This is a genomic window from Halobacillus halophilus (genome assembly GCF_020171985.1).
Taxonomy (GTDB): Bacteria; Bacillota; Bacilli; order Bacillales; family Halobacillaceae; genus Halobacillus; species Halobacillus halophilus_A.
Genome location: NZ_JAIVAL010000001.1, coordinates 175106 through 187947 on the forward strand (window position 1 = coordinate 175106; position 12842 = coordinate 187947).

The 12842-nt window shown below is 41.3% G+C and carries 10 protein-coding genes; all 10 read left to right on the forward strand.

Annotation, left to right across the window (positions count from 1 at the left end; translation table 11 throughout):
* Positions 1 to 69 precede the first annotated feature (69 nt).
* A complete protein-coding gene (locus LCM11_RS00895; protein ID WP_224892420.1) occupies positions 70 to 837 on the forward strand; it encodes an isoprenyl transferase in 768 nt (255 codons plus the stop codon).
* Positions 838 to 853: 16 nt separating this feature from the next.
* Entirely contained in the window at positions 854 to 1654 is an 801-nt protein-coding gene (locus LCM11_RS00900; protein ID WP_224892421.1) for a phosphatidate cytidylyltransferase, read from the forward strand.
* A 15-nt stretch (positions 1655 to 1669) separates the two neighbouring features.
* Positions 1670 to 2815, forward strand: a complete 1146-nt coding sequence (locus LCM11_RS00905) for a 1-deoxy-D-xylulose-5-phosphate reductoisomerase (RefSeq protein WP_224892422.1) — start codon at positions 1670 to 1672, stop codon at positions 2813 to 2815.
* A 16-nt stretch (positions 2816 to 2831) separates the two neighbouring features.
* Positions 2832 to 4088, forward strand: a complete 1257-nt coding sequence (gene rseP / locus LCM11_RS00910) for an RIP metalloprotease RseP (protein ID WP_224892423.1) — start codon at positions 2832 to 2834, stop codon at positions 4086 to 4088.
* A gap of 114 nt (positions 4089 to 4202) precedes the next feature.
* The gene (locus LCM11_RS00915; protein ID WP_224892424.1) at positions 4203 to 5906 is read left to right on the forward strand and encodes a proline--tRNA ligase; all 1704 of its coding nucleotides are present in this window, start codon (positions 4203 to 4205) and stop codon (positions 5904 to 5906) included.
* 96 nt (positions 5907 to 6002) lie between these two features.
* Complete coding sequence (locus LCM11_RS00920; protein WP_224892425.1) at positions 6003 to 10295, forward strand: PolC-type DNA polymerase III; 4293 nt, start codon at positions 6003 to 6005, stop codon at positions 10293 to 10295.
* Positions 10296 to 10641: 346 nt separating this feature from the next.
* Positions 10642 to 11118, forward strand: coding sequence for a ribosome maturation factor RimP (gene rimP, locus LCM11_RS00925; protein ID WP_224892426.1), 477 nt, complete (start codon positions 10642 to 10644; stop codon positions 11116 to 11118).
* 14 nt (positions 11119 to 11132) lie between these two features.
* Positions 11133 to 12239, forward strand: coding sequence for a transcription termination factor NusA (nusA, locus tag LCM11_RS00930; RefSeq protein WP_224892427.1), 1107 nt, complete (start codon positions 11133 to 11135; stop codon positions 12237 to 12239).
* Between the two features lie 12 nt (positions 12240 to 12251).
* Positions 12252 to 12527, forward strand: coding sequence for an RNase P modulator RnpM (gene rnpM, locus LCM11_RS00935; RefSeq protein ID WP_224892428.1), 276 nt, complete (start codon positions 12252 to 12254; stop codon positions 12525 to 12527).
* Positions 12524 to 12838, forward strand: a complete 315-nt coding sequence (locus tag LCM11_RS00940; protein WP_224892429.1) for a YlxQ family RNA-binding protein — start codon at positions 12524 to 12526, stop codon at positions 12836 to 12838. The genes rnpM and LCM11_RS00940 overlap by 4 nt, the downstream gene beginning before the upstream one ends.
* The last annotated feature ends 4 nt before the right edge of the window (positions 12839 to 12842 follow it).

Genomic DNA, 12842 nt, shown 5'->3' on the forward strand with positions numbered 1-12842 from the left:
CGTGCTCAGCATGTTGTAGGATTATAGTATATAATAGAAAGATGGAAGAAACGGACTGGAGGATCAAGTATGCCACTCAAGTTTCCATTTACAAAAAACAAGAAAGAAATTAAATCACAGCCTCTAGGTCTTGAACAAAGCCATTTACCCCAGCATGTAGCAATTATCATGGACGGAAATGGACGTTGGGCTAAAAACCGTAATATGCCTCGAATTGCCGGACATAAAGAAGGCATGGGCGTGGTTAAGAGGATTGTACGTCATGCGTCAGATATTGGTGTCAAAGTTTTAACTCTTTATGCATTTTCTACTGAAAACTGGAAGCGTCCTAAAAATGAAGTTGATTTCTTAATGAAATTACCTGTAGATTTTCTAAATACATATTTGCCAGAACTCATTGAGAGAAATGTCCAAGTCAGGACAATTGGTGATTTTAATGTTCTGCCTCCCCATACCAAAAAAGCAGTTCAGGAAGCTACAGAGAAGACGAAGCATAACGATGGGCTTATTCTTAATTTCGCCTTAAACTATGGCAGCCGTTATGAAATGATCAATGCAGTGAAGCAAATAGCTGCTCAAGTAGAAGAGGGAGAACTTAGCAGTGAAGATATCAATGAAGAATTATTTACGTCTAATCTGTACACATGTGAACTGATTGAGCCTGACTTATTAATTCGTACAAGCGGGGAACAGCGTTTGAGCAACTTTTTATTATGGCAGTTAGCTTATGCAGAATTCTGGTTCACTGAAGTGTACTGGCCTGATTTTGATGAGAGCCATTTCGAAAAGGCGCTGCTAGATTACCAAAAAAGGAAACGTCGTTATGGCGGAGTATAAGGTGTGAACGTATGTTATGAAACAACGGACAATAACGGCTGTAGTTGCGGCCTTGATTTTCTTACCGATCGTTATGACCGGTGGAATTTTATTTAGAATTTTTATTTATATTATTGCAAGTATTGCTCTACTGGAGCTTGTAAGAATGAAGAAGATTTCACGTTACTCTGTTCCTTCTGGGCTGGGGTTGTTATTAATGTGGGCGCTTATGTTCCCCTACAGGGACCTGGGTGCTTATATGGATCCGGAAAATTTAATTACAAAATCGGAAATTACATTACTTGCTGTACTGGTGCTGCTTAGCTACACAGTTCTCGTAAAAAATCGTTTTACTTTTGATGATGCCGGATTCTTATTATTATCAGCTATCTATATTGGAATGGGTTTTAATTACTTGATAGAAACGCGTGAAGCAGACCTTTCCTATATTTTCTTTGCTTTATTTGTAGTCTGGTCTACGGATACGGGGGCTTATGTGTTTGGAAGAACTTTTGGAAAGCACAAATTATGGCCGCAGATTAGTCCTAAAAAAACAATTGAAGGTTCCGTCGGCGGTGTCCTTCTGGCTGTTTTGGTTGCTATAATTTTTCAATTAATTGCTCCACTGAGCCATTCTCTTTTCATCGTAATTCTTGTTACTGTACTCGTTTCGATAGCGGGGCAAATTGGAGATTTAGTGGAATCAGCTTTCAAACGTCACTATGCGGTTAAAGATTCAGGGAAAATTCTCCCTGGACATGGTGGAGTACTTGATCGGTTTGACAGTTTGATATTCATTCTGCCAATTCTTCACCTCATTAATTTCATCTCAATATAGAGAGGAGAGCAAATGATGAAGCACATAAATCTGCTAGGCGCAACAGGGTCTATTGGATTGCAAACCCTTGATGTAATCCGCCTGCACCCTGAAGAATTCTCCCTCCATTCTATGGCCTTTGGACGGAATATCGAGAAAGCCCTGCCCTTAATTAAGGAATTTGAGCCTCGTTTAATTGTTGTACAAGATGAAGAGACAAAAAAAAGATTAGCAAGTCATGTGAATGGAACTCCTATTCTTACAGGAAGCGGAGGTATGATTGAAGCAAGCGTTGCAGATGAGGTGGATGTAGTAGTAAACGCTGTAATGGGAAGTGTAGGTCTGCCTGCAACACTCAAAGCAATCCAGGCTAAGAAGTTAATTGCCATCGCTAATAAAGAAACACTTGTAACCGCCGGGCATCTTGTTATGGCAGAAGCACATAAACACAACGTAGAATTATTACCTGTAGATAGTGAACACTCCGCTATATACCAATCCCTAAATGGTGAACGTAAGGAAGACATCCATAAGTTAATAATTACGGCATCAGGTGGGAGTTTCAGGGATAACACTAGAGAAGAACTTGCAGGAGTTACGGTTAAAGAAGCATTAAATCACCCAAACTGGAATATGGGAGCGAAAATTACGATTGATTCTGCATCTATGATGAATAAGGGATTAGAAGTCATTGAGGCGCATTGGCTTTTTGATGTACCTTATGACCAGATCCATGTTATTCTTCATAGAGAGAGTGTTATTCACTCGATGGTCGAGTATGTAGATGGTAGTGTCATGGCACAGCTTGGAACACCCGATATGAAGGTGCCAATCCAATATGCTTTAACTTATCCGGAACGTTTGAATTTACCTGTTACCAAACAGCTTAATTTAGAAGAAATCGCTACTCTGAACTTTGAGAAAATGGATTTTGAGCGTTTTCCGTGTTTGAGGATGGCATATGAAGCAGGGCGTGCAGGAGGGTCAATGACTACTGTGTTGAATGCAGCAAATGAAGAAGCCGTTCAGCTGTTTTTAGAAGGAAAAATTTCATTTCTGGATATAGAAAAGAAAATTGAACAATCTTTAGAAATGCACGATCGTATTCATAACCCTGACTTGTCTACCATACTTTCTATTGACGAGGAAACCAGGAAACGAGTTCGTTTCCATTTAAATTAAAAGGAAGGTGCTTCATTTGACTACAGTGATTGCATTTGTACTCATGTTCGGACTATTGGTGTTTGTGCATGAGTGGGGGCATCTGATTTTTGCCAAGCGAGCGGGCATGCTTGCACGTGAATTTGCAATTGGCTTTGGGCCAAAAATATTTGCTTTCACAAAAAATGAGACATTGTACACGATTCGTCTTCTGCCTATAGGCGGGTATGTACGTGTAGCTGGCGAGGATCCTGAACTAGTTGAATTAAAAGCTGGGCATCATGTAGGTCTTGAGTTTAATGATCAAGGGAAAGTAAATCGGATTATTGTGAATAATAAATCCAAACATCCCTATTCGCGGGTCATTGAGGTGGAGAGGGCGGACCTTGATCATCGTTTAATGATTGAAGGTTACGAAATTGATGAGGATGAGCGGCTGGCATTTGAAGTCGATCCGAAAGCTATGTTCGTCATGGACGAAAAAGAAACCCAAATCGCCCCTTACGATCGTCAATTTGCCTCTAAATCCGTCCCGCAAAGAGCGATGCAGCTTTTCGCTGGGCCTCTTATGAACTTTGTACTGGCTATTGTTCTTTTCATGATTCTTGGGTTCATTCAAGGTGTTCCATCCAATCAAGCAGTACTTGGTGAAATTCAAGAAGGTTCTCCTGCAGAATCCTCTGGGCTGCAAAAAGGTGATGAAGTCATCGCCATTGATGGTGAATCTGTAAGCAGTTGGGAAGAATTTACAACTATAGTGCGTAGTCACCCATCTGAAGAAATTGTAATAACTGTTGAACGAGGGGGTCAGACTGAGCAGATATCAGTTACTCCAGTAACATTGGAAAACCAGGATATGAAGATTGGTCAGGTAGGGGTAGCACAGACTTTTGAAGATTCTTTCTTTAAAAAGATTACCTTTGGCTTCACTCAAACCTATGAATGGTCTTCTCTAATATTAACGAACCTTGGTAAACTGGTAACCGGCCAATTCTCCCTCGACATGTTATCTGGTCCTGTAGGTATATATGACGCCACAGACCAAGTGGTGAAAACAGGCTTAACAAATTTCATTATGTGGACAGCGATTCTAAGCATTAACCTTGGTATTGTAAACTTACTCCCACTTCCAGCCCTTGATGGTGGCCGTTTGCTGTTTGTTGGTTTAGAAGGGGTACGCGGAAAACCGGTAGATCCTCAAAAAGAGGGGATTGTGCACTTTATCGGATTTGCCTTGTTAATGTTGTTGATGTTGCTTGTTACATGGAACGATATCCAAAGATTATTCTTGTAAAATAAAGAGCTGGAAGCCTGAAGAGACCACAGCTCTCTCCTGCTTCCGGCTTGCTTTTTGAGTAAATGAACATATAAAGTATTATTATTAATTCACAGAACTGAGGTGCATCTAATGAAACAAAGTCAAATGCTGATCCCTACTTTGAAAGAAAATCCTGCAGATGCCGAAATTATGAGCCACCAGCTCCTCGTTCGTGCTGGTTACATACGTCAGCTTGCTTCAGGAATCTATAGCTTCTTGCCAATCGGACGAAGGGTCCTTTCTAAAGTAGAAGCTATTGTGAGAGAAGAGATGGAAAAGATTGGTGCCCATGAAATGTTGATGCCTGCACTTGAACCATCGGAATTATGGAAAGAAACTGGACGCTGGACGACTTTTGGATCCGAACTGATGAGAATAAACGACCGTCATGGGCGAGAGTTTGCACTAGGAGCAACTCATGAAGAAGTAATTACCAGCATGGTTCGCAATGAAGTAAAAAGCTATAAACAGTTACCATTGAGTGTCTATCAGATCCAGACAAAATTCCGTGATGAAGCACGTCCGCGATTTGGTCTATTGAGAGGGCGCGAGTTTCTAATGAAGGATGCTTATTCCTTTAATGAATCCTATGAAAGTCTGGATCGAACATATGAACAAATGTTTGAAGCCTATTCAAATGTATTTAGAAGGTGCGGGCTTAATTTTAGAGCAGTTATTGCAGATTCAGGTGCTATGGGTGGTAAAGATACGCATGAATTTATGGTGCTCTCTGAAGTAGGAGAAGATGTAATAGCTTATTCTGATACCTCCCGTTACGCCGCAAACATTGAAATGGCGCCTGTGAACCGGACCTATGCTAAGTCTGATGAAACTCCTTTAGAGATGGAAAAGGTCCATACACCTGATCAGAAAACAATGAAGGAGGTAGCAGACTTCCTAGGTCATGAACTTCAAAAAGGGTTAAAGTCCATTTTGTTTAAAGTAGATGAGAAGTTTGTGATGACCATTACCCGCGGGGATCATGAAGTAAATGATGTTAAACTTAAAAATTTATACGATGCTGAACTTATTGACCTGGCAAGTGAAGCAGAAGCTAGAGAGGTCATAGGTGCTGGCTTCGGCTCGTTAGGACCTGTTGACGTATCTGAAGATGTGGAAGTTGTAGCTGACTTTGCAGTAGAATCCCTGGTTAACGTTTCCTGTGGTGCTAACGAAGAAGGGTATCATTTCACCAATGTTACTCCCGGCAAGGACTTTCAAGTCAGTCAGTATGCCGACCTTCGTTTTATTGAGGAAGGAGATCCTTCTCCAGATGGTGAAGGCAAGATTCAATTTGCCCGAGGGATTGAAGTAGGCCACGTATTTAAACTGGGAGAATTTTATTCAGAACGAATGAAAGCTACTTTCCTGAATGATCAAGGTAAAGCTACAACCATGATTATGGGCTCGTATGGTATCGGTGTATCCCGTACGCTAGCAGCTATTGTAGAGCAATATCATGATGAACGGGGGATCACCTGGCCGGCTAATATTGCACCTTATCAAGTACACTTGTTATCCTTAAATCCTAAAAAAGAGGATCAGAAGGAATTAGCCGATGCTCTTTACAACACATTTATTGAAGCAGGAGTGGAAGTTCTGTATGATGATCGTAAAGAGAGAGCCGGTGTTAAGTTTGCGGACAGCGACTTGTTTGGAATTCCGCTGCGTATTACAGTAGGTAAGCGTGCTTCTGAAGGTGTTGTAGAAGTAAAAGAACGAATGTCCAGTGATCAATTTGATTTGGAACAAGAAGAAGTCTTGAACTATGTAACCAACTGGTATAAGTCCTGACTTCCTAAACAGTTTTTATATACCCTTGCTTAAAGGTGAAGCAGGGGTATATTCATGTAAACTCCTTGCACAGGGGATAATAGGGGAGGAATCACATTGGGTGTGACCAATCAGGATAAAATGCATTATTTACTGGAACAGATCCAGTTTCCACACGAACTGATTGAACCTCATTTTAGAGATAGTACGATGGAAAAGCTTACTGTTTACCGTGAAACAAAAGAATGGCATTTTCATTTTAAAATGCCGCAGCCATTGCCGCCGGCAGTTTATGAATTATTTACGACAAAACTCCAATCCACTTTCAGAGCTATTGCTGAAGTAAAATGGACTATTGATACAGATAATAAAGAAATCGAAGAAAGTGATACGCTTGAATATTGGAACGGGTTTATCAAAACAATGACCAATTTGTCTCCGGGGTATAAAGATTTGCTGTTAGAGCAGCAGCCCGAGATAACGGGAAATAAAATTATGTTAACTTGCAGGAATTTGGCAGAAAGTCATGCTGTTAAGAAGAAATTGGAAGAACCATTACAGAGCTTTTGTGTTAAGTCAGGACTTCCTCCTTATATGGTCTCAACTCGTGTAAAAGAAGAACAGGAGCAAATTAAGAAATTCCAGGAAGAGCGCCAGAAAGAGGATAAGAAAATTGTCCAGCAGGCCGTGAAAGATCAAGAAGAGCGTGCCAAGGAAAAAGACGATTCTAAGCCGAAGGGACCTATTGAAATTGGATACAAAATTCAAGAGGACCCTGAGCCTATGGAAAATATCCTGGAAGAAGAGCGACGAAAAATTGTCCAGGGATATGTGTTTGATGCAGAAGTGAAAGAACTGCGTTCAGGTCGGTTCCTATTGCTTCTTAAAGTTACGGATTACACGGATTCTTTCTCTATAAAGATGTTCTCGCGTGGAGATGATCACGCCGAGATGTTTAAGCATGTGAAACAAGGTCTGTGGATCAAGGCACGGGGGAGTATTCAAACGGATAATTTCACAAGCGAACTTACTATGATGGCTAATGATATTAACGAAATTAAACCGACCCTGCGCAAAGACGAAGCTCCAGAAGGAGAAAAACGAATCGAGCTTCATTCCCATACTACAATGAGCCAAATGGATGCTCCGGTTTCTCCAGGTAGACTTATCGCTAAGGCAGCTGAATGGGGACACGAAGCCATTGCGATTACAGACCATGCTGTTGTTCAGGCTTATCCGGATGCTCATGCGGCCGGTGAAAAAAACGGGATTAAAGTTATTTATGGCCTTGAAGCCAATCTGGTTGATGATGGTGTTCCGATTGCGTATGAAGAACAGGACCGGGATCTTGAATCTGATGTTTATGTCGTCTTTGACGTAGAAACCACTGGGCTGTCAGCTGTTTATGATAAGATCATTGAACTTGCTGCTGTTAAAGTGAGGGGCGGAGAAATTATTGATCGGTTTGAATCCTTTGCAAATCCTCACCAGGCTCTTTCTCAAACTACTGTGGATTTAACTGGAATTACAGATGACATGGTCAAGGATGCTCCTGAGATAGAAGAGGTATTAAAAGACTTCCATCAATGGATGGAAAACGATATTCTCGTTGCCCATAATGCAAGCTTTGACATGGGATTCCTGAATGCAGGTTTTACTGCGTTTGGATATGAGAAAGCTCAAAACCCGGTTATTGATACGCTTGAACTGGCGAGATTTCTTGTACCAGAGCTTAAGAACCATCGATTAAATACACTATGTAAAAAATTCGATATTGAATTAACTCAGCACCACAGGGCTATTTATGATGCAGAAGCTACCGGTTATTTGTTGTGGAAGCTTGTTAAACGAGCGATGGAGCGTGGCATTACCAATCATAAGAACTTAAATGATTATATGGGCGAAGGAAAAGCTTATCAGCGGTCACGTCCCTCTCACTGCACTCTTCTCGCTACAAATAGCACCGGTCTTAAAAACATTTATAAATTAGTTTCAGAGGCGCATGTGGACTATTTTTACCGTGTGCCAAGGATACCAAGGTCACGCTTAGCTAAACTCAGAGAAGGAATTCTTGTGGGTTCTGGGTGCGATAAGGGTGAAGTCTTCGAAACGATCATGCAGAAATCAGAAGAGGAAGCAGAAAAGGTAGCTGACTTTTATGACTATATCGAAATTCAGCCCCCTGGAAATTACTATCATTTACTCGAGAAAGACCTGGTGCAGAACGAAGCTCAAATCTATGACATTCTGAAAAGACTGGTTGCAATGGGAGAACGCCTTGGAAAAACAGTGGTGGCTACAGGCAATACCCACTATGTCGAGCCTCATGAAAAGCAGTACCGGCAAATTATGATTGCTTCACAAAGTGGAAACCCGCTTAATCGCCAGACGCTGCCTGATGTTCACTTCAAAACCACAAATGAGATGATGGAAGAGCTGTCATTCTTCGGGGATGCAAAAGCTAAAGAGCTCGTAGTAACGAATACTCGGAAAATTATGTCTCAAATTGGGGAAGTAACTCCAGTGAAAGAAGATCTTTTCACCCCTAATATTGAAGGTGCAGATCAGGAAATTCGCGAGATGTCTTATAACAAAGCGAAGAGCCTATATGGCGATCCAATTCCGGAGCTTGTTGAAAAGAGACTTGAAAAAGAGTTGGAGAGTATTATTGGTCACGGTTTTGCTGTCATCTATTTAATCTCCCAAAAGCTCGTAACCAAATCTCTGGAAGACGGATATCTCGTTGGTTCACGTGGTTCTGTAGGGTCTTCCTTTGTGGCAACAATGACGGATATTACCGAAGTAAACCCTTTACCGCCACATTACGTTTGTCCATCATGTCAGTACCATGAATTTTTCACTGATGGATCTGTGGGAAGCGGGTTTGATCTGCCCGAGAAAGATTGTCCTGAGTGTGGTACGGCTTTCCGTAAAGATGGTCAGGACATCCCCTTTGAAACATTCCTAGGATTTAAAGGAGACAAAGTACCGGATATCGATCTAAACTTCTCAGGTGAATACCAGCCACAAGCCCACAACTATACGAAATATCTATTTGGTGAAGACAATGTATTTCGTGCTGGAACGATTGGAACTATAGCGGAAAAAACCGCTTATGGTTATGTGAAAGGGTATGCGGGTGACCACCAGCTGCAGTATAAGAATGCGGAAATTGACCGTTTAGTACAAGGGTGTACAGGTGTTAAGCGTACGACGGGCCAGCACCCTGGAGGTATTATCGTAGTACCGGATGATATGGAGATATATGATTTTTCTCCTATTCAGTTTCCTGCTGATGATACTAAGTCGGAATGGAGGACTACACACTTTGACTTCCACTCGATTCACGATAACCTCCTGAAGCTTGATATACTTGGGCACGATGATCCCACGGTCATTCGTATGCTTCAGGATCTAAGTGGAATTGATCAGAAGGAAATCCCTGTGGACGATCCCGAAGTGATGAAAATATTCAGTGGCCCCGAAGCACTGGGGGTTAATGCTGAACAGATTATGTGCAAAACAGGGACGCTTGGTGTACCTGAATTTGGCACAAGATTTGTACGGCAGATGCTTGAGGATACGAAACCCAGCACGTTTGCTGAATTAGTCATTATATCTGGTCTATCTCATGGTACAGATGTTTGGCTTGGAAATGCTGAACAGCTGATTAATGACGGGATTTGTACGCTTCCTGAAGTTATCGGTTGCCGTGATGACATTATGGTATATCTCATGCATAAAGGTCTTGAGCCTTCTCTGGCTTTTAAGATTATGGAATTTGTTCGTAAGGGCCGGGGGCTACAGGACGAATGGATTGAAGAAATGAAGAAACATGGTGTACCAGATTGGTATATTGATTCTTGTAAAAAAATCAAGTACATGTTCCCTAAAGCTCACGCTGCAGCTTACGTACTGATGGCTGTACGTATTGCTTACTTTAAAGTTCATTATCCGATCTATTTCTATGCTGCTTATTTTACAGTACGAGCCAGTGACTTTGAGTTAGAAACTATGGTTAAAGGGTCAGAAGCTATCCGAAAGCGCATAGAGGAGATTCAGGCAAAAGGGCTTGATGCAACACCGAAGGAAAAAAGCTTAATGACCGTGTTGGAACTTTCCCTGGAAATGTGTGAAAGAGGCTACGGATTTAAGAACGTGGACTTGTATGAATCAAGCGCAACTGACTTTATTGTGGAAGGCAATCAATTGATTCCTCCGTTTAATGCGGTCGATGGATTGGGCACGAACGCGGCTATTAACATTGTGAAAGCAAGAAAAGAAGGCGAATTCTTATCTAAACAGGATTTAAGAGAAAGAAGCCGAATTTCAAAAACTGTTCTTGAATATTTGGACAACTTCGGTTGTTTGGAAGGAATGCCGGACGAGAATCAGCTCTCCCTGTTTTAGGGAAAGCAAAGGAAGTGTGTAAACCACTAAAGAGTGGTGTCATTCTTCCTCTATTGCATATTTTAAGCATCTATGGTATATTTTTTTATGGTGAGAAGAGCGATATGAACGACCAGAAGAGTGGGGCAACCCACTCTTTCGTCATATTTAACGCTGATGACTGTTAAGAAACCGGAACCATTAGAGGCTTCAAGCCCGTGTGACTCGACCGCTATGATTTATTTCATAGCGGTTTCTCGTGGACCTTCTTTAGTCTTCACCGCTTAAGCAGGATTGAAATGAAATCAATGATTGAATGCCATACTAATTTAAAATGTATGAAAGTGTTTTTAAAGGAGGGAAGATCATGAGTCATCATCATGTAACGGCCGTCACAGAAAAGCTCGTACAGCCAATTTTGGAAGAGATGAACCTGGAGTTGGTAGAGGTCGAGTATAAACAGGAGGGGAAGAACTGGTACCTTCGTGTCTTTATCGATAAACCTGAAGGCGTAGATATAGAAGAGTGTGGGCAGGTTTCTGAAAAACTGAGTGAAAAACTTGATGAAGAAGACCCTATTGAGTTTCCATACTTTTTAGAAGTAGCCTCACCCGGAGCTGAGAGACCTTTAAAAACTCAAGAAGATTTTAAAAAGTATGTAGGCGAACATGTATATATGAAATTATACGAACCTATCGATCAAGAAAAAGAGTTCGAAGGAACACTCGTTTCTTTTGAAAATGAAACTGCCATAGTAGAAATTCGAATAAAAACTAAAAAGAAACAGCTGGAAGTACCATTCAGCAAAATTGCTAAGGCGAATCTGGCTGTCACGTTTAACTAAGGGGGAGAAGACTGTTGAGTAGTGAACTATTTGATGCCATGAATTATTTAGAAAAGGAAAAGGGCATCGACAAAGGTTTGTTGTTGGAAGCACTTGAAGCTGCGTTAATTTCTGCCTATAAGAAGAACTTTAATTCAGCCACTAATGTTCGAGTAGATATTAATGAAGAGGAAGGCAGCATGAAAGTGTTTGCCAGAAAAACAATTGTGGATGAAGTAATGGATCCACAGCAGGAAATTTCTTTAGAAAGTGCGAAAGAAATCGATCCTAACTATGAAGAAGAAGATGTAATTGAAGTTGAAGTTACACCAATGGACTTTGGACGGATTGCAGCTCAGGCAGCGAAACAAGTAGTGACTCAGCGTGTCCGCGAAGCTGAGCGCGGCATCATATATGGAGAATATGTGGATCGTGAGGAAGATGTCATGACTGGCATAATTCAGCGTAAAGATCCACGTTTTGTCTACGTTAACCTTGGAAAAATTGAAGCAAGGCTGCCTGAAGGCGAACAAATGCCAACGGAAACTTATGAAGTTCATGATCGGTTAAAAGTATTTGTTACGAAGGTGGAAAATAGTAACAAGGGTCCTCACATTTATGTCTCCCGCACACATCCTGGACTTTTAAAGCGATTATTTGAAATGGAAGTTCCTGAAATTTATGATGGCACCGTAGAAGTACGATCTGTAGCACGTGAAGCGGGCGACCGCTCAAAAATCTCTGTTTACGCTGAAGACCAGGAAATTGATCCGGTCGGATCATGTGTGGGTCAGCGAGGACAGCGTGTACAAACTATCGTTAATGAATTAAAGGGTGAGAAAATTGATATTGTCCAGTGGTCGGAAGATCCTGTTGAATATGTTTCTAACGCCCTGAGTCCTTCCAAAGTTGTAGAAGTCCTTGTCGATGAAGATGATAAAGCTACAACGGTTATCGTCCCTGATTATCAACTATCACTTGCAATCGGTAAACGTGGACAGAATGCACGTCTTGCAGCGAAGCTAACTGGCTGGAAGATTGACATAAAGAGTGAAAGTGAAGCACGTGAGCAAGGTCTGCTTGATGAAAGTGACCATAGTGATGTTGACGAAGAAATAGAAGATGAATTGTTTGATGAGTAAGGAGGGGTACTTATGGCCCGTTCTAAAAAACAACCACTCAGAAAGTGTATAGTAACTCAGGAAATGTACCCGAAAAAACAGTTGATCAGGGTCGTCCGAAATAAAGAAGGAGAAGTCTTTGTAGATGAATCCGGTAAAAAAAACGGACGAGGAGCATACCTCTCAAGAGACCTTGATGTTATAGAAAAAGCAGAAAAACACCAGGTGTTAAATCGCCATTTAAATACATCTGTAGATGCAGCCGTTTATGAAGAACTAAAAGCAGCAATTAAGGCTGACGACATATGAACACACAATATTTAAATTTATTAGGTTTAGCTTTCGGAGCTGGAAAGTGTACGCTTGGAGAAGAAGCGATAGTCCGGGATATCCAGAAAAAAAGAGCTAAAATCGTTCTTATCGCTTCGGACACAGGAAAACAAACAAAAAAAAAGCTGACAGATAAATGCAGCTTTTATGATATACCTTGCTATATGGTGGATGATCGGGAAACACTATCACAAGCCATCGGAAAGGCAGGGAGAGTCGCGATCGCAGTTCTTGACCAAGGATTTGCGAAAAAGTTGCAATCGCTACTCGATGAATCTATTCGGGGGTGAAGAT

Excerpts from the sequence above, each read along its gene's own strand:
- LCM11_RS00895 (WP_224892420.1), top strand. The coding sequence starts at position 70 with ATGCCACTCAAGTTTCCATTTACAAAAAACAAGAAAGAAATTAAATCA.
- LCM11_RS00900 (WP_224892421.1), top strand. The coding sequence starts at position 854 with ATGAAACAACGGACAATAACGGCTGTAGTTGCGGCCTTGATTTTCTTA.
- LCM11_RS00905 (WP_224892422.1), top strand. The coding sequence starts at position 1,670 with ATGAAGCACATAAATCTGCTAGGCGCAACAGGGTCTATTGGATTGCAA.
- LCM11_RS00915 (WP_224892424.1), top strand. The coding sequence starts at position 4,203 with ATGAAACAAAGTCAAATGCTGATCCCTACTTTGAAAGAAAATCCTGCA.
- rimP (WP_224892426.1), top strand. The coding sequence starts at position 10,642 with ATGAGTCATCATCATGTAACGGCCGTCACAGAAAAGCTCGTACAGCCA.
- rnpM (WP_224892428.1), top strand. The coding sequence starts at position 12,252 with ATGGCCCGTTCTAAAAAACAACCACTCAGAAAGTGTATAGTAACTCAG.
- LCM11_RS00940 (WP_224892429.1), top strand. The coding sequence starts at position 12,524 with ATGAACACACAATATTTAAATTTATTAGGTTTAGCTTTCGGAGCTGGA.